The organism is Streptomyces sp. NPDC059853 (assembly GCF_042731495.1).
Taxonomy (GTDB): domain Bacteria; phylum Actinomycetota; class Actinomycetes; order Streptomycetales; family Streptomycetaceae; genus Streptomyces.
The window spans coordinates 1-16,925 of record NZ_JBHWJL010000100.1; the positions used below are offsets into that span (position 1 = coordinate 1).

At 72.0% G+C, this 16,925-nt stretch carries 14 protein-coding genes and 2 pseudogenes; 5 read left to right on the forward strand and 11 right to left on the reverse strand.

The window, feature by feature from the left end:
* The first annotated feature begins 71 nt into the window (after positions 1–71).
* Positions 72–2,015: a PhoX family protein gene (locus ACFV5N_RS13500; protein WP_385598283.1), complete on the forward strand. Its 1,944-nt coding sequence runs from the start codon at positions 72–74 to the stop codon at positions 2,013–2,015.
* 81 nt (positions 2,016–2,096) lie between these two features.
* Here the strand turns inward: ACFV5N_RS13500 and ACFV5N_RS13505 are convergent, their stop codons facing one another.
* From ACFV5N_RS13505 to ACFV5N_RS13525, 5 genes are read right to left on the reverse strand one after another with little or no spacing between them, the layout of a single operon-like run.
* Positions 2,097–2,693, reverse strand: coding sequence for a DJ-1/PfpI family protein (locus tag ACFV5N_RS13505; protein ID WP_385598287.1), 597 nt, complete (start codon positions 2,691–2,693; stop codon positions 2,097–2,099).
* A gap of 13 nt (positions 2,694–2,706) precedes the next feature.
* Positions 2,707–3,738 (reverse strand): LacI family DNA-binding transcriptional regulator, encoded by a 1,032-nt coding sequence (locus ACFV5N_RS13510; RefSeq protein ID WP_385598290.1) that lies wholly within the window; start codon positions 3,736–3,738, stop codon positions 2,707–2,709.
* Complete coding sequence (locus tag ACFV5N_RS13515) at positions 3,735–4,598, reverse strand: carbohydrate ABC transporter permease (RefSeq protein ID WP_385598293.1); 864 nt, start codon at positions 4,596–4,598, stop codon at positions 3,735–3,737. Before ACFV5N_RS13515 ends, ACFV5N_RS13510 begins: the two co-directional genes overlap by 4 nt.
* Positions 4,595–5,518, reverse strand: a complete 924-nt coding sequence (locus ACFV5N_RS13520; protein WP_385598296.1) for a carbohydrate ABC transporter permease — start codon at positions 5,516–5,518, stop codon at positions 4,595–4,597. The genes ACFV5N_RS13515 and ACFV5N_RS13520 overlap by 4 nt, the downstream gene beginning before the upstream one ends.
* Positions 5,515–6,807, reverse strand: coding sequence for an extracellular solute-binding protein (locus tag ACFV5N_RS13525; RefSeq protein ID WP_385598315.1), 1,293 nt, complete (start codon positions 6,805–6,807; stop codon positions 5,515–5,517). The genes ACFV5N_RS13520 and ACFV5N_RS13525 overlap by 4 nt, the downstream gene beginning before the upstream one ends.
* A gap of 143 nt (positions 6,808–6,950) precedes the next feature.
* Between ACFV5N_RS13525 and ACFV5N_RS13530 the strand changes: the two genes are divergently transcribed.
* A complete protein-coding gene (locus ACFV5N_RS13530) occupies positions 6,951–8,972 on the forward strand; it encodes a beta-galactosidase (protein ID WP_385598299.1) in 2,022 nt (673 codons plus the stop codon).
* Positions 8,973–9,154: 182 nt separating this feature from the next.
* A pseudogene (locus ACFV5N_RS13535) lies at positions 9,155–10,195 on the forward strand (arabinogalactan endo-beta-1,4-galactanase); the annotation flags it as partial.
* Positions 10,196–10,276: 81 nt separating this feature from the next.
* On the opposite strand, the gene thpD reads toward ACFV5N_RS13535, so the two are convergent.
* The 6 genes and pseudogenes from thpD to ACFV5N_RS13565 form a co-directional block, all read right to left on the reverse strand.
* Positions 10,277–11,176: an ectoine hydroxylase gene (gene thpD / locus ACFV5N_RS13540; protein ID WP_385598302.1), complete on the reverse strand. Its 900-nt coding sequence runs from the start codon at positions 11,174–11,176 to the stop codon at positions 10,277–10,279.
* Between the two features lie 68 nt (positions 11,177–11,244).
* Positions 11,245–11,649, reverse strand: a complete 405-nt coding sequence (locus tag ACFV5N_RS13545) for an ectoine synthase (protein WP_019433891.1) — start codon at positions 11,647–11,649, stop codon at positions 11,245–11,247.
* A 69-nt stretch (positions 11,650–11,718) separates the two neighbouring features.
* Complete coding sequence (ectB, locus tag ACFV5N_RS13550) at positions 11,719–12,987, reverse strand: diaminobutyrate--2-oxoglutarate transaminase (protein WP_385598305.1); 1,269 nt, start codon at positions 12,985–12,987, stop codon at positions 11,719–11,721.
* A gap of 67 nt (positions 12,988–13,054) precedes the next feature.
* On the reverse strand, positions 13,055–13,615 hold the full coding sequence (ectA, locus tag ACFV5N_RS13555; RefSeq protein ID WP_385598308.1) for a diaminobutyrate acetyltransferase: 561 nt from the start codon (positions 13,613–13,615) through the stop codon (positions 13,055–13,057).
* Between the two features lie 352 nt (positions 13,616–13,967).
* On the reverse strand, positions 13,968–14,354 hold the full coding sequence (locus ACFV5N_RS13560; protein ID WP_385598317.1) for a hypothetical protein: 387 nt from the start codon (positions 14,352–14,354) through the stop codon (positions 13,968–13,970).
* A 19-nt stretch (positions 14,355–14,373) separates the two neighbouring features.
* Positions 14,374–14,751 (reverse strand): annotated as a pseudogene (locus ACFV5N_RS13565) (sigma factor); the annotation flags it as partial.
* 93 nt (positions 14,752–14,844) lie between these two features.
* On the opposite strand from ACFV5N_RS13565, the gene ACFV5N_RS13570 reads away from it, so the two are divergent.
* Together ACFV5N_RS13570 and ACFV5N_RS13575 are read left to right on the forward strand one after the other, a co-directional pair.
* Positions 14,845–15,966 (forward strand): amidohydrolase family protein, encoded by a 1,122-nt coding sequence (locus ACFV5N_RS13570; RefSeq protein ID WP_385598310.1) that lies wholly within the window; start codon positions 14,845–14,847, stop codon positions 15,964–15,966.
* Positions 15,967–16,196: 230 nt separating this feature from the next.
* Positions 16,197–16,925 (forward strand): SCO1860 family LAETG-anchored protein (locus tag ACFV5N_RS13575; protein ID WP_385598313.1); only part of this gene is annotated, 729 nt, incomplete at its 3' end.

The window sequence follows — 16,925 nt, forward strand, 5'->3', positions numbered from 1 at the left end:
GATGTGTATAAGAGACAGGATCGCTCCTAACCTCTCGGAAATGTCCTGTTTCCGGCAGTAAGGATCAGCGGATGTCCGTCCAGCGTCGCCCGGTCTTCCCCGCGTCCGACCCGGACGAGGTGAGCTCCAACCCCTCGGCCAACCGGCCCTTCCACGAGGTCGCCGCCGCCCGCTTCAGCCGCCGCTCCGTCCTCGCCTCCGGTGCCGTCGCCGCCGCGGCCGGGTTCCTCACCGGGAGCACCGGCCCCGCACAGGCCGCCGCCGGGACCGCGCCGCCCGGCGCGCCCGGCCGCCGCCCCACCCTCGGGTTCACCCCGGTCCCCACCTCCGACGCCGACCGGCTCACCCTCCCCGAGGGATACGAGGCGCAGGTCATCATCCCCTGGGGCACCCCGGTCCGCCCCGGCGGCCCGGCCTGGCGCAAGGACGCCGCGAACTCCGCCGCCGAACAGGCCCAGCAGGTCGGCATGAACCACGACGGCATGCACTTCTTCCCACTCGGCAAGGGCCCCGAGGGCAACCGCCGCGGACTGCTCGTCCTCAACCACGAGTACATCGACCAGCAACTCCTCTTCCCCGACGGCGACGCCGAGATGACCCGCGAGAAGGTCGCCAAGGCCACCGCCGCGCACGGCGTCAGCATCGTCGAACTCGTCCACACCGAACGCCACGGCTGGCAGGTCGCCGACTCCCCGCGCGCCCGCCGCGTCACCGCCGACACCCCGGTCACCTTCTCCGGCCCCGTCGGCCCCCGCCACCCCGCCCTGCAAGCGGCCGACCCGCCCCGCGGCACCATCAACAACTGCTCGCACGGCGTCACCCCCTGGGGCACCTACCTCGCCTGCGAGGAGAACTTCAACGCCTACTTCGGCACCGAACACCCCGGCTGGGAACCCAACGGCCTCCAGGCCCGCTACGGCATCGACCGCGAGGGCTTCGGCTACCGCTGGCACGAGGCCGACCCGCGCTTCGACATCGCCGTCAACCCCCACGAGGCCAACCGCTTCGGCTGGGTCGTGGAGATCGACCCCATGGACCCCGACGCCGTCCCCGTCAAGCGCACCGCGCTCGGCCGCATCAAGCACGAGGGCTGCGTCACCACCGAGGCACACGGCCGGATCGTCGCCTACACCGGCGACGACCAGGACGGCGACTACCTCTACAAGTTCGTCGGCGACGGCTCCTGGCGCGCCCACCGCGCCCGGGGCCGCAGCCCGCTGGACCACGGCACGCTGTACGTGGCCCGGTTCGAGGACGACGGCACCGGCCGCTGGCTGCCGCTCACCCACGGCACCGGCCCGCTGACCCGCGAGGCCGGCTGGACGGACCAGGCCGATGTGCTGCTGCGCACCCGCGAGGCCGCCGACGCCCTCGGCGCCACCCCGATGGACCGCCCCGAGTGGATCGCCGTCAATCCCGGGAACCAGGACGTGTACTGCTCGCTCACAGGCGGCAGCGGCCGGGGCGGCGCCGCCAACCCCCGTACCCCCAACCCGTACGGGCACATCATCCGCTGGCGCGAGAGCGACGGCGACAACACCGCCACCACCTTCAGCTGGGACATCTTCCTGCTGGCCGGCGACCCCGCGTACGACGAGCGCACCGACCTCACCGACGACACCCGCTTCGGCTCGCCCGACGGCCTGTGGTTCGACCCGGACAGCCGGCTGTGGATCCTCACCGACGTCTCCAACTCCTCGCAGAATCTGCCGGAGAAGGGCTACGACCGCATCGGCAACAACCAGATGCTGGCCGCCGACCCGCACACCGGGGAGATCCGCCGCTTCCTCACCGGCCCGCGCGGCTGCGAGATCACCGGGGTGATCACCACCCCGGACCAGCGGACCATGTTCGTCAACGTCCAGCACCCCGGCGAGGCCACCCCCGCCTGGGGCGAACCCACCCCGGAGAACCCCCGGGCCGTCAGCAACTGGCCCGACTTCGACCCGGACGGCCGCCCCCGCTCCGCCACCGTCGCCATCCGCCGCACGGACGGCGGCGTCATCGGCGCCTGACCACCCGGCCGCGCCCCGCCCGGGACGGTGCCCGAGCGGCCACCGTCCCGGGCCGGACCGCGCGGATGCCCGGACGGCCGCTCACACCGGCGGCCGCGGCTCGTACTGGATGCCCCGCCGCACCTCCCCGGCCCGCTCCGGCCCCGCCAGCCGGGCCACCAGATGCAGCGCCATGTCGATCCCGGCCGACACCCCGGCCGAGGTGATCACATCACCGTCGTCCACGAACCGGTCCCCGGGGCGCACCTCGACCGTGGGGTCGAGCTCGGCCAGCAGGCCGAGCGCCCCCCAGTGCGTGGTGGCCGGCCGGCCCCGCAGCACACCGGCCGCCGCGTACACCAGCGAACCGGTGCACACACTGGTCAGCAGCGGTACGGAGACGCGCTGGTCGCGTACCCACGCCAGATGCGCCGCGTCCCGCAGCAGCGGACGGGTGCCCCGCCCGCCCGGGTGCAGCAGGACGTCCGGCGCGGGCATGTCCTCGCGCGCGTGATGGGCCGCCACCGTCAGGCCCTTGGCGCACTCCACCGGCCGGCCGTCGGCGGAGAAGGTGAACGTCTCCCAGCCGTCCCCGGGGAAGTTCCGGGTCCAGTAGGCGAGCACCTCCCAGGGGCCGACGGCGTCCAGCTCCTCCACGTCCGGGAACAGCAGAATCCCGATCCGCCGCTTCTCGTTCATACGGCATCCCTCCCTAGGCGGACTGACGGCGTACCAGCTCGGTGGGCAGGATCACCGCCGAGGAGTCCTCCCCGCCGATCTGCGCCAGCAGCAGCCGCACCATCTCCTGGCTGATCCGGTCCCACGGCTGCCGGATCGTCGTCAGCGCCGGCCGGGAGGCCACCGCCGCCGCCGAGTCGTCGAAGCCGCCGACCGCCACGTCCTGCGGCACCCGGCGGCCCGCCGCCGTCAGCGCCGCCAGCGCGCCCTGCGCCATCAGGTCGGAGGCCACGAACAGCGCGTCCAGATCGGGGCGCCGCGCCAGCAGCCCGGCCGCCGCCGCCTCACCGCCCTCCCGGCTGTAGTCCCCGGTCGCGATCAGGTCCTCCGTCACCGGCAGCCCGGCCGCCTCCAGCACCTCCCGGTAGCCGGCCAGCCGCTCCACCCCGCCGGGGGTGTCCAGCGGGCCGGTGACCGTACCGATGCTGCGCCGGCCCAGACCCACCAGGTGACGCACCATCTCCCGGGCGCCGTCGCGGTCGTCGGCGGCCACATGCGCCAGCCGCCCGCCGGGGCCCATCGGTTTGCCGCACAGCACCACCGGCACCCCGGCGGACACCAGCTGCTCCGCGACCGGATCGCCGGTGTGGCTGGAGACCAGCAGCACCCCGTCCACATGTCCGGAGGTCACATAGCGCAGCAGCCGGCGCTGCTCCTCGCGGGTCCCGGCGATCATCATCAGCAGCGGGATGTCGTGCGCGGCCAGCGCCTGGGTGCAACCGCGCAGCAGGACATTGAAGTTGGGGTCCTCGAAGAACTTCTCCTGCGGCTCGGTCAGCAGGAAGGCCGCCGAGCCCGACCGGCCGGTGATCAGCGAGCGCGCGTGGCGGTTGACGACGTACCCGGTCCTGCGGATGGCCTCCTCCACGGCGCGGGCCGACACGGCGCTGACGTGGTGGCCGCCGTTGAGGAACCGGGAGACGGTGCCCCGGGAGACACCGGCCTCCCGGGCCACGTCGTGGATCGTCGGCGCCCGACGGCGCCGCGCTGGTACGGACATGGTCACGACTTTACGGCGCCGGAGAGCAGGTCCAGGCTCCAGAAGCGCTGGATGAACAGGAACAGCGCGATGAGCGGCACGATCGCCAGCAGCGCCCCGGTGATCACCAGCGTGTACAGCGCCGGGGTGTTGGACCCCTGGTTGAGCAGCGTGAACAGACCCAGGGTGAGGGGGAACTTCTCGTCGTCGCTGAGCATGATGTACGGCAGCAGGAAGTTGTTCCAGATGGCGACGAACTGGAAGAGGAAGATCGTCACCAGTCCCGGCAGCATCATCGGCAGCGCCACGGTGCGGAAGATCCGCCACTCCCCGGCACCGTCCATCCGGCCCGCCTCCACCACGTCCTGCGGCACCGCCGCCGCCGCGTAGATCCGCGCCAGATAGATGCCGTACGGGGAGAGGATCACCGGCAGCAGCACCGACAGATGACTGTCCGTCAGGGACACCTCGGCCATCAGCAGATACTGCGGCACCGCCAGGATCACCGGCGGCATCAGCACCCCGGCCAGCAGCACGTTGAAGACGGTCTCCCGGCCCCGGAACCGGTACAGCGCCAGCGCGTAGCCGCTGACCGCCGACACGGCCGCCGACAGCAGCGCGCCAAGACCGGCGTACAGCGCCGAGTTGGCCATCCACGTCCAGTAGACGCCGTCCCGGTACCCGGAGAGATCGCCCAGGTTCTCGGCGAAACCGGTGCCGGGAAGGAAGGTGAAGGTGGTGAACAGCTCGCTGCCGGACTTGGTGGCGGCCATGACCACCCACACCACCGGGAGCAGACAGTACGCCGCGCCCACGAACAGGACGGCGGTGGGCAGCCAGCCGCCCCCGCGCCCGGAGGGCGGTGCGGTGGTGGTCGGGGCGGTCATCGGTTCTCCTCCCGCCGGGTACGGGCGCCTGCCAGCCGCAGAAAGCCGAAGGACAGGGCGAAGGTGACCACGGCGATGATGACGGCGGTGGCCGCGCCGGAGTGGATGTCACCGGCGACGAAGGCGTCCTGGTAGACCTTCATCATCGGGGACCAGGTGGTGGACAGGCTGTTGGTCAGCGGCCGCAGCGTGGTCGGCTCGTTGAAGACCTGGAGCGTGGCGATGACCGAGAAGAAGAAGGTGAGCACCAGGGACGGCGCCACCATCGGGATCTTGATCCGCCAGGCGATCTGCCACTGCGAGCAGCCGTCCAGCCGGGCAGCCTCGTACACCTCGGCCGGGATCGCGCGCAGCGCCGTGTAGATGACGATCATGTTGAACCCGGTGCCGCCCCACACCGCGATGTTGGACAGCGCGACGTACAGCGCCCCGCCGCTGAGCAGATCGGGCTGCGGCAGCCCGAGCGCGTCCAGCGTGTAGTGCAGCGGGCTGACCGAGGGCAGGTACAGGAAGCCCCACAGCAGCGCGGCGATCACCCCGGGCACGGCGTACGGCAGGAAGATCGCCAGCCGGGTGAAGGCGCGCCCGCGCACCCGGTCGGAGTCCAGCATGAGCGCGAACAGCAGGGCGAGTCCCAGCATCAGGGGGACGACGATCAGCCCGTACACCAGCACCCGCAGGGCGCCGTCCAGCAGCACCGGGTCGGTGAGCGCGTCGGTGTAGTTGGAGAACCCGGCCCACACCTCCGAGCGGGCGCCGCTGCCCAGGCCCAGGCCCTTGACCTCGATCTTGCGCAGCGACAGATACCCGGCGTAGCCGATGGGCAGCGCGAAGAAAGGCGCGAACAGCAGCCCGGCGGGGAGCAGGAAGAGATAGGGCGCACGGCGCGGGGCGCCGTGCGCGGCGCGGTGCTTCCTCACTCGATGACCTGGAAGCCGTGGCCGGTCATGTCGTCCGCGGTGGCGCGCTGCATGGCGGTGAGCGCGGCGCGGAAGTCGCCCCGGGTGCGGGCCGCCTCGCCGAAGGCGTCGTTGAACGTGGCGTAGGCGACGTTGGTGTTGGGGCCCCAGGCGGCGGGCGCGGTGCCCTCGGCTATCTCGGCGGCGGTGACGTAGAAGTCGGGCTGGTTGGCGAAGAACTCGGGGGCCTCGGCCAGCGCCTCGCCGGTCTGGGCGGCGGTGGCGGCGGGGTAGATGCCCCCGGCGCGCACCAGCGCGGTCAGCGCCTCGGGGTCGGTGTTGAGCCAGGTGGCGAACGCGGCGGCGGCGTCCTTGTCACGGGCGTCGTTGGTGACGGCGGTGGTGGAGCCGCCCCAGCTGCCGGTGACGTTCTCGCCGGCGTTCCACTGGGGGAGGGGCGCCATGGCCCACTTGCCCGCGGTGTCGGGGGCGGCGGTGGTGAGGGTGCCGGGGGCCCAGACGGCGCTCACCCAGGCCAGCTGCTCGCCGGTGTTGAGGGCGTTGTTCCAGGCGGGGGTGTACATGGGCTGGTTGTCGATGACGCCCTCGGCGACCAGGCCGCCCCAGAAGTCGGCGACCCGGCCGGTGGCCTCGTCGTCGATGGCGACCTTCCACTGCTCGCCCTCGGTGGTCCACCACTGGGCGCCGGCCTGCTGGGCGAGCCCGGCGAACAGGCCCGCGTCGTTGGCGGAGAAGGTGGTGAGGACCTTGCCGGGCTCGGTCTCCTTCAGCTCGCGCGCGGTGTCGGCGAACTCGTCCCAGGTGGTGGGGACGGTCAGCCCGTACTCCTCGAACAGGTCGGCGCGGTAGTAGAACATCAGCGGCCCGGAGTCCTGCGGGAGCGCGTAGACGGCGTCGGTGCCGAGCGTGACCTGCTGCCACAGTCCGGGCGCGAACGCGTCCTCGGCGTCGGCGACCTGGTCGGAGATGTCGGCCAGGACGTCGTTGCTGACCAGGGTGGGCAGCGCCTGGTACTCGGCCTGCATGAGATCGGGGGCGTTGCCCGCCTTGGCGGCGGTGATGGTCTTGGTGACCAGGTCGTCCCCGCTGGCCTGCTTCTTCACCGTGACCTGGATGTCCGGGTTGGCGTCGTTCCACAGCGCGACGACCTCGTCCATGCCCGGCGCCCAGGCCCAGTAGGTGAGGTTGACCGGTCCGGACGAGGAGTCGCCCGAGGAGCCGCCGCAGCCGGCGAGGGCGACGGAGGAGAAGACGGTGGCGGCCAGTACCGCGACGGTGCGGTGATTCATCATGCCTCCCTGGCAGGGACTGTGAGCGTTCACAGTAGAGAAACAGAACAGACACTTGTCAATGGTTGATGCTGTGCGGTTATGTTGGTGTGACGCAGCCAGCGACGGCTGTGCACGTTCCCACGCGATGCCCAGGAGTACCCATGCCGCACGCCGTCCCCCAGGGCCCAGGCCGCCTCGCCTACGGCGGTGACTACAACCCCGAGCAGTGGCCCGAGGAGACCTGGCAGGAGGACATCGCCCTGATGCGCGAGGCCGGGGTGACCATGGTCAGCGTCGGGATCTTCTCCTGGGCCAAGCTCGAACCCAGCCCCGGCCGCTACACCTTCGGCTGGCTGGACCGGCTGCTCGACCTGCTGCACGCCGCCGGCATCCGCGCCGACCTCGCCACCCCCACCGTGGTGCCGCCCGCCTGGTTCTACCGCGCCCACCCCGAGGCCCTGCCGGTCAGCCGCGAGGGCGTCCGGCTCGCCTTCGGCTCGCGCGGCGCCATCTGCCACAGCTCGCCCGCCTACCAGGAGGCCGCCGCCGGGATCACCCGGGCGCTCGCCGAGCGGTACGGCCAGCACCCCGCCGTCGCCATGTGGCACGTCCACAACGAGTACGGCGTGCCGGTGCTGGAGTGCTACTGCGACGTCTCGGCCGCCCACTTCCGCCGCTGGCTCACCGAGCGCTACGGCACCCTGGACGCGCTCAACGCCGCCTGGGGCACCGCCTTCTGGGGCCAGGCGTACGGCGACTGGGAGGAGATCAACCCGCCCCGGCTCACCCCCACCACCTGCAACCCCGCCCAGCGCCTGGACTTCGCCCGGTTCGCCAGCGACAGCGCCCTGGACAACTTCCGCCGCGAGCGCGACCTGCTGCACGAACTGTCACCCGGCGTCCCGGTCACCACCAACTTCATGGTCTCGCCCACCCAGTGCGACACCATCGACTACTGGGCGTGGGCGCGCGAGGTCGACATCGTCACCAACGACCACTACCTGGTGGCCGAGGACGACCGCAACCACATCAACCTCTCGATGGCCGCCGACCTCTCCCGCTCGGTGGGCGGCGGCAAGCCCTGGCTGCTGCTCGAACACTCCACCAGCGGCGTCAACTGGCAGACCCGCGGCATCGCCAAGCGCCCCGGCGAGATGGCCCGCAACAGCCTCGCCCACGTCGCGCGCGGCTCCGAGGGCGCCATGTTCTTCCAGTGGCGCGCCTCCCGCTCCGGCGCCGAGAAATTCCACTCCGCGATGGTGCCGCACGCCGGAACCGACAGCCGCATCTGGCGCGAGGTGGTGGCGCTCGGCGGCCACATCGGCGCGCTGGAGCCGGTGCGCGGCACCCGGACCGTCGCCGACGCCGCCCTCGTGTGGGACTGGCAGTCCTGGTGGGCGCAGAAGCTGGAGTGGCGGCCGAGCGAGGACCTCGACACCCGGGAGCGCGCCGAGGCCGTCTACGCGGCGCTGTTCGACCGCCACGTCACCGTGGACTTCGCCCACCCCGAGGCCGACCTCAGCGGCTACCCGCTGGTCGTGGTGCCTGCCCTGTACCTGATGACGGCGGAGGCCGGGCAGAACCTGCGCCGCTACGTCGAGGGCGGCGGCACCCTGGTCGTCTGCTACTTCTCCGGCATCGTGGACGAACACGACGCCGTCCACCCCGGTCCGCACCCCGGCGCGCTGCGCGACGTCCTCGGGCTCACCGTCGAGGAGTTCCAGCCGCTGCGGGCCGGCGAGCAGGTCACCCTGGAGGGCCCCGACGGGCACCGGCTCACCGCCGACGTCTGGGCCGAGACGGTGGTGGCGCGCGGCGCCGAGCCGGTGTGGACGTACGCCGACGGCCCGGCCGCCGGCTGCCCCGCGATCACCCGCCACGAACTCGGCGAGGGCACCGCCTGGTACGTGTCCGCCCGGCTGGACACCGCCGGGCTCGACACCGTGCTGGCCGCCGCGGGACTCGACGCCGGCATCGCCGCGCGCGAGGACCTGCCGCGCGACGTCGAGGTGGTGCGCCGGGAGGGCGAGAGCGGCCGCTACCTGTTCGTCATCAACCACACCGACGCCGACACCGAGGTCACGGTCGGCGGCGACGGCACCGAACTCCTCACCGGGACCCGGGTGGCCGCCACCCTGCCGGTCCCGGCGGGCGGCGTACGGGTGCTGCACCTGGACGACTGACCCCCGCGGCCCGGCCCGGCCCGCGCCGTATCCGTACCCGTGTCCGGCAGAACCCTCCAGGAACAGCGCCACCCCCACCGTTCACGCACCCCTCAAGGAAGGGACCCTTGACGATGCGCCGACGCAGTGTGCTCCGTCTGGGCACGGCCGCTCTGGCCGCACCCGCCGTTCTCGCCCTCCCCACCGGCACGGCCCGGGCCGCCGGCCTCGGGATCCGGGGCGTCGACCTGTCCTCGCTGCCCAAGGGCGAGGACAAGGGCGCCGTCTTCCGCTACGCGGACGGCACCCGGGGCGACGCCGTACGGATCCTGCGCGAGGCCGGTGCCAACTGGGCCCGGATCAAGGTCTGGGTCGACGCGGCCGACGGATACCACGGCAAACCCCACCTGCTGGCCATGGCCCGCCGCATCCAGGACCAGGGCATGCGGCTGCTGGTGGACTTCCACTACTCCGACACCTGGGCCGACCCCGGCAAGCAGTTCAAGCCCGCCGCCTGGAACAGCCTCACCGGCGCCGCCCTGGAGGCGGCGGTGGCCGACCACACCGCCGACATCCTCGGCTCACTGGCCCGGCAGGGCACCCCGGCGGCCATGGCGCAGATCGGCAACGAGATCAACGGCGGCATGCTGTGGCCCGACGGCCGCAGCACCGACTGGGGCCGGCTCGCCGGGCTGCTGAACGCCGGGGCGGCGGCAGCCCGTTCCGCCTCGCCCGGGATCCGGATCGCGCTGCACCTCGCGGAGGGCGGCGATCTGGGCGGCACCCGCTGGTGGTTCGACAACGCGGTGGCGCGCGGCGTCTCCTTCGACGTGATCGCGCTGTCCTTCTACGGCTACTGGCACGGCACCCTCGCCGAACTGCGCGCCAACCTGCACGACGCGGCGAGCCGGTACGGCCGGGACGTGCTGGTGGCCGAGACCGCCTACCCGTTCCGGCTCGGCAGCAAGGACAGCCACCCCGACATCATCGCCGAGCCCTCCCAGCTGGTGCCCGGCTACCCGGCCACCCCGCAGGGCCAGGCCGCCTGGATGCGGGACATCGGCGAGGTGGTCGCCTCGGTGCCCGGCGGGCGCGGCCTCGGCGTCTTCTACTGGGAGCCGGCCTGGACGGCGGTGCCCGGCAACGGCTGGGACGAGACCGACCCGTCCTCCGGCAACGGCTGGGAGAACCAGGCGCTGTTCGACTACGACGACCGCGCGCTGCCCGCCATGTGGTGGCCGTAGCCCCACCGGGCACAGCACAGCACGACCCCCGGTGCCCCGTCCGGAGACGGGACACCGGGGGCCGTGTGCCGCGCCCGCGTCCTAGCGCACCGGGGTGAAGTCCCGGGCCCCGATGTACTCGGGGCGCGGCACCGGCGCGGCGAAGGGCTCGACCGCCGTGTTCTCCACGCTGTTGAAGACGATGAAGACATTGCTGCGCGGGTACGGGGTGATGTTGTCCCCGGAGCCGTGCATGCAGTTGCAGTCGAACCAGGTCGCCGAACCGGCCGGGCCGGTGAACAGCTTGATGCCGTGCTCCTGCGCGAACCGGGTCAGGGCCTCGTCGGACGGGGTCCCTGCGTCCTGCATCTGGAGCGACTTCTTGTAGTTGTCCTTCGGCGTCTCACCGGCGCAGCCCAGGAACGTCTGATGCGAACCGGGCATGATCATCAGGCCGCCGTTGGTGTCGTAATTCTCGGTCAGCGCGATCGACACCGATATGGTCCGCATCCGGGGCAGCCCGTCCTCCGCGTGCCAGGTCTCGAAGTCCGAGTGCCAGTAGAACCCGCTGGCGCCGAACCCCGGCTTGACGTTGATCCGCGACTGGTGGACGTACACGTCCGACCCCAGGATCTGCCGAGCCGTCCCCACCACCCGGGGGTCGCGCACCAGAGAGGCGAACACCTCGCTGATCCGGTGCACCTCGAACACCGAGCGGATCTCCTGGGACTTCGGCTCCACGATCGAGCGCTCGTCCGCCCGGATGTCCGGGTCGGTGATCAGCCGGTCCAGTTCGGCGCGGTAGCCCGCCACCTCCTCGGGGGTGATGAGCTGTTCGACGGAGAGGAATCCGTCCCGCTCCAGACCGGCCAGCTGCTCCGCGCTGACCGGCCCCGGGGTGCCGGGCGGGGACCACACCACCGGGTCCTGCCGCGGGGTGGACACCTCGGTGGCGCCTCGGGTCGGGTACAGGTCAGCGGTGCGTTCGCGGGCGATGGTCATGGTGCGTGCCTTCCCTTCCGTTTCCGGTGGTGAAGTGGTGATGCGGCTGTCGGCGGGGCTTTCGGGGATCAGCTCACCTCCGGCTCGGTCAGCAGCGGATAGACGCCGTTCTCGTCGTGGTCCTCGCGGCCGGTCACCGGCGGGTTGAAGACGCACAGCACCTTGAAGTCCGTCTTCGGGCGGACGGTGTGCTTCTCGTGGCCGTCCAGCAGGTACATCGTCCCGGGGGTGATCAGATGCTTCTCGCCGGTGTCGTCATTGGTCAGTTCGGCCTCGCCCGACACGCAGAAGACCGCTTCCACGTGGTTGGCGTACCACATCGAGGTCTCGGTGCCGGCGTACAGCACCGTCTCGTGCAGGGAGAACCCGACGCGCTCCTTGGCCAGGATGATGCGCTTGCTGCGCCAGGTGCCCGACGCGGACTCGATGTCGCGGTCGGTGCCCTCGATGTCGCTGATGGATCGGACGATCACGGTGGGGGACTTCCCTTCTCGGTTCTCGTTTCCGGGGGTGTGGCCGGTGGTGCGCTCGCGCGCCGCCGGTCAGTCGGTGTCCCGGACGGCGCGGGTGACGATGCGCAGGCCCTCGTCCAGCTCCTCCGGGCTGATGGTGAGCGCGGGCAGGAACTTGACGACCTCGCTCTGCGGCCCCGAGGTCTCCAGCAGCAGCCCCAGCTCGAAGGCGCGCCGGCACACGGCGGTGGCGCGGGCCGGGTCCTCGAACTCCAGCCCCCAGACCAGGCCGCGGCCGCGGAAGGACGCGCCGGCGTGCGCGTGTTCGGCGACGAGGTCGCGCAGCGTCCGCTCGATCCGCTCGCCGCGGGCCAGGGTCTGCTTCTCCATCTGGCCGTCGGTCCAGTAGGTGTTGAGCGCGGCGGCCGCGGTGACGAAGGCGGGGTTGTTGCCGCGGAAGGTGCCGTTGTGCTCGCCCGGCTCCCAGATGTCCAGCTCGGGGCGGAAGAGGGTCAGGGCCAGCGGCAGCCCGTAGCCGCCGATGGACTTGGAGACGGTGATGATGTCCGGCATGATGCCCGCCTCCTCGAAGGAGAAGAACGGTCCGGTACGGCCGCAGCCCATCTGGATGTCGTCGACGATCAGCAGCATGTCATGGCGGTGGCACAGGTCGGCCAGCGCGCGCAGCCACTCGGCGCGGGCCACGTTGATGCCGCCCTCGCCCTGGACCGTCTCCACGATCACGGCGGCGGGCTGGTTGAGGCCGGAGCCGGAGTCCTCCAGCAGCCGCTCGAACCAGATGAAGTCCGGGGTGCGGCCGTCCAGGTAGTCGTCGAACGGCATCGGGGTGCCGTGCACCAGCGGGATGCCGGCCCCGGCGCGCTTGAAGGCGTTGCCGGTGACGGCGAGCGAGCCGAGGGACATGCCGTGGAAGGCGTTGGTGAACGAGACGATCGACTCGCGGCCCTTCACCTTGCGGGCCAGCTTCAGCGCCGACTCCACCGCGTTGGTGCCGGTGGGGCCGGGGAACATCACCTTGTGGTCCATGTCGCGGGGGCGCAGCACCACGTCGCGGAAGGTCTCGAGGAAGGCCCGCTTGGCGGTGGTGGACATGTCCAGCGCGTGGGTGATGCCGTCGCGCTCCAGGTAGTCGATCAGGGCGCGTTTGAGGACGGGGTTGTTGTGCCCGTAGTTGAGCGAGCCCGCCCCGGCGAAGAAGTCGAGGTAGGTGCGGCCGTCCTCGTCGTACAGGTAGCTGCCCTGGGCCCGGTCGAAGATGGCGGGCCAGCTGCGGCAGTAGCTGCGGACTTCGGACTCCACTGCCTCGAAGACGCTCAGATCGGGCTGGGTGATGGTCACGGCGTTCTCCCTGGGGGATGAGGTACGCGAAGAATCGGGGTGGTCGGTGGGGGAGGGGAGTACGGGCTCAGGGCCCGTCGGGTGCCGGGACGGGGCCGATCCGGTGGAGCACCTCCGGCTGGTGCCCGCGCTCGGGGAAGCTCCCGGAGTCGAACAGGACCTCGCGTTCGACGGGCGCGCCGTGGCGCTGCGCGAAGGAGGCGAACAGCCGGTTGGAGGCGGTGTTGTCCGGTGTGATGGTGGTTTCCACCATGTTCACCCCCCACTCGCGGCCCGTGCGCGCGACCAGGCCGTCCAGCATGGCCGCGGCGAGGCCCTTGCCGCGCTGGGCCGCGTCGACGGCCACCTGCCAGATCAGCAGGGTGCGCGGGGCCTCGGGGCGGGTGTAGCCGGTGATGAACCCGACCGGCTCGCCGGTGCTGTCCCGCGCCACGATGGAGGTACCGGCGTAGTCACGGCACCACAGAAGGTAGCTGTAGGAGGAGTTCAGGTCGAGGGCCCGGGAGTCGCGCGCAATGCGCCACAATGCGGCTCCGTCCTCGGGACGCGGGCTCTCCAGCCGCAGTCCGCCGGCTATTTCCTGGAATTCTTGGTCGGCACGTGCATGGTCTGCTTGTGCGGGGGTCATGCCCATCGAATTTACCGAGCATGGGCCGAAATCGCATCGCGAGAGGGGGTTACCCGAGCGGTGGTGGATATGTTATGGGGGCGGGGTTGTCGCACCGTGCTCCGCCCGGTGGATTGTCCAGTTATGTCGGCTAGTTACCGGGACAAAGCGGACAGGTGGCCGTCGTTTGTAACGGATGCGTAACGACAGCGTGACCTCTTCCGGCGGTTGTGGGCTTGATGACATCCACTGCAATGCGCGCGTTTAAGGTCCGGAAAAGCGGGCAGGAGCGCCTTGATATGTCGGTTGATAATTCACCTGGAAAGAGCACCCGTGGCGCTCGTTGAAAAGACATCGAATTGTCGTTCCGCATTCACCGGAAACCACCTTCCGCGATCAGCGGGCCGTCCGCTGCCGTCGCCCGGATGAGGTACCGGTCGTGCTCGGGTTCGTGTCCGTCGGCCGCGTGCTCGTACTGCGCGGCGAACACGTGCTCCCCGGCCGGCACCCCGGCGCCGGGGCGCAGCACCCAGCGGTGGACCAGGTCCTCGCCCTGCTGGCTCACCGTCAGGTCGAAGTCCTCGCCCGGCAGGGTCCGCCGGGCGCCCGTCGAGCGCACCCCGTCGCCGCCCCGCACCCGCAGCTCCAGCGAGAACGCGGTCAGCGGCCGGTCGGTCCGCACCGTCACCGTGCTCTGCGACCAGGAGGCGTGAGGCTCCGGATCCAGCTCGCCCAGCGCGCTCAGCGGACCCGCTGTCACCGCCGCCGGGGGCGTGCCGCCGGACGTCCAGCACCGCCGGTACGTCGGGCCCCTCGGTCCGGGTGCTGTGCCGCGACCAGAACAGGGCGATCCGGTGCCGCTCGCGGGTTCTGCTGCGGATCCGGGAGCGCGCCATATGGGCGACCACGCCCCGGGCGTACGCGATGGGGCGGTCGGCCGCCCGTACCCGCTCCCAGCGGTGCCGGATGGCCACCAGCGCGTCGGCGGCCAGATCGTCCGCGCTCTCCGCGCTGTCCCAGCCGCCGAGCAGCAGCTGGGCGAGCCGGGCCAGTTCGGCGTGGTGCCGCTCGAAGAACGCGTCGAACTCCGCGCTGAAGCCGTCACTGGGGTCGGCCACGCCGGCCTCCTCGGTGTTGCGGACCCGTACTCCCGCCAAACCCTTCCGGCTCGACGGGCCGTGCACCCCGCGGACCTGCGTCCGGGCCCCGGCGACCCCGGAGACCAGCAGTCGATTTGTAGGCTGCCGAGCATGATTGACGACACTCCGGCGTTGCACATCAAGGGACGGATCCTGCTCGGCCCCGGGGCGGTGTCCGGTGGGCGTGCCGAGTGGGAGGTCCGCGACGAGCTGTGGGTCACCGGCGGCCGGATCACCTTCGCGCGGCCCCGCGGGCTCCGGGAGGTCACCACGGTGACCGGCTGGGCGCTGCCCGGCCTGGTGGACGCGCACTGCCATGTCGGCCTGGACGCGCACGGCGCGGTGGACCGGATCACCGCCGAGCGGCAGGCGCTGACGGACCGGGACGCGGGCGCGCTGCTGCTGCGCGACGCCGGCTCGCCCGCCGACACCCGCTGGATCGACGACCGGGAGGATCTGCCCCGGCTCATCAGGGCGGGCCGGCACATCGCCCGCACCCGGCGCTACATCCGCAACTACGCCGAGGAGATCGAGCCCGGCGAACTGGCCGCCACCGTCCGGAGGCAGGCGCGGCGCGGGGACGGCTGGGTGAAGCTGGTCGGCGACTGGATCGACCGGGAGGCGGGCGACCTGGCCCCGTGCTGGCCGGCCGGCGCGCTGCGCGAGGCGATCGCCGCGGCGCACGCGGAGGGCGCCCGGGTGACCGCGCACTGCTTCGCCGAGGACTCGCTGCGCGATCTGGTGGAGGCCGGCATCGACTGCGTGGAGCACGCCACCGGGCTGACCGAGGAGACGATTCCGCTGTTCGCCGAGCGGGGGGTGGCCATCGTTCCCACGCTGGTCAACATCGCGACCTTCCCCCGGCTCGCGGACGGCGGGGAGGCCAGGTTCCCGCGCTGGGCGGACCACATGCGGCGGCTGCACGCGCGCCGGCACGACACGGTACGGGCGGCGTACGACGCGGGGATCGCGGTCTTCGCCGGCACCGACGCCGGGGGGTCGCTGGGGCACGGGCTCATCGCCCAGGAGGTGGCCGAACTGCGGGCCGCCGGGCTGCCCGTGCACGACGCGCTGGGCGCGGCCTCCTGGCGGGCGCGGCAGTGGCTGGGCCGTCCGGGGCTGACCGAGGGCGCCCCGGCCGATCTGGTGGTCTACGGCGAGGACCCGCGCGCCGATCCCACCGTGCTGGCCCGGCCCCGGCGGGTGGTGCTGCGGGGGCGTGTGGTGGCGTGAGGCGTCTGCCGGCGGGGGTGCGGGTGCGGTGACGCGCGGGACGGAGGCGCACGGATGAGGCCCTGGATTCGCACGCTCACGCGATTTTGCCCCGTTCGAGTGAAGTGCCCGAAGATTGCTGACGTTTCCATGTTTGAACATCAAGGATGGCGGAGTCCCAGTCGCCACCGCGTGTGATGTCCCCCATCGGCACGCGTGGCGGCGCCAACTTTCCCGTGGGGGTTCCACACGTGTACAGCTCTGCCTTCCGCCGGTCAGCCGTCCTGCTGGCCACCGCCGCGCTGCTGGGGGCCGCCGGCCCCGCCTACGCGACGACCGGCGGGGACAGCACCGGCGAGGAGACCGACGGCCGCGGCTCGGCCCGCGCCACGGTGCTCCGCACCAACCTGGACGTCGGGCTCCTCAACCGCACCGTCCAGCTCCCGCTCGAACTCAAGCTCAACGAGGTGAACGCCCCCGAGACCGAGGGCACCGCGGACAGGACCGCCCTCAGCGCCAGCCTGGACGGCGTGGACGGCGGACGTCCCTTCGAGGTGCTGCGCGCCGACGTGGCCTCCGCCACCGCCACCGCCGGACCCGACGGCACCGAGGCCGAGGTCTCGCTGGCCGAGGCGAAGCTCCACGTGCCCGGCCTGCCGCTGCTCTCCGTGGTCGAACTGGAGGCCATCACCGCCCGCGCCGTGTGCGCCACCGGCGCGGCCCCCGTCGCCGAGGCCAACCTGGGCGCCTCCCTCACGGTGCTCGGCAAGGAGATCACCCTCAGCACCGGCGGCAGCACCACCGTCGAGGTGCCGGGCGTCGGCTCCGTCGAGCTGGACCTCTCCGCGACCGAGACCACCAGCACCACGGCGGCGGCCAGCGCCCTCGATCTGCGCATCGCCGTCAACCCGCTCAAGCTCAACGTCGCCGCCCTCGGCGACCAGCACGTCGAGCCGGTCTTGGGTGGCGGGGGTGGGCAC

Bases quoted from the DNA above. Each gene is read 5' to 3' on its own strand.
- ACFV5N_RS13500 (WP_385598283.1), top strand. From the start codon at position 72: ATGTCCGTCCAGCGTCGCCCGGTCTTCCCCGCGTCCGACCCGGACGAG.
- ACFV5N_RS13525 (WP_385598315.1), bottom strand. From the start codon at position 6,807: ATGAATCACCGCACCGTCGCGGTACTGGCCGCCACCGTCTTCTCCTCC.
- ACFV5N_RS13515 (WP_385598293.1), bottom strand. From the start codon at position 4,598: ATGACCGCCCCGACCACCACCGCACCGCCCTCCGGGCGCGGGGGCGGC.
- thpD (WP_385598302.1), bottom strand. From the start codon at position 11,176: ATGACCATCGCCCGCGAACGCACCGCTGACCTGTACCCGACCCGAGGC.
- ACFV5N_RS13530 (WP_385598299.1), top strand. From the start codon at position 6,951: ATGCCGCACGCCGTCCCCCAGGGCCCAGGCCGCCTCGCCTACGGCGGT.
- ectA (WP_385598308.1), bottom strand. From the start codon at position 13,615: ATGACCCCCGCACAAGCAGACCATGCACGTGCCGACCAAGAATTCCAG.
- ACFV5N_RS13570 (WP_385598310.1), top strand. From the start codon at position 14,845: ATGATTGACGACACTCCGGCGTTGCACATCAAGGGACGGATCCTGCTC.
- ACFV5N_RS13505 (WP_385598287.1), bottom strand. From the start codon at position 2,693: ATGAACGAGAAGCGGCGGATCGGGATTCTGCTGTTCCCGGACGTGGAG.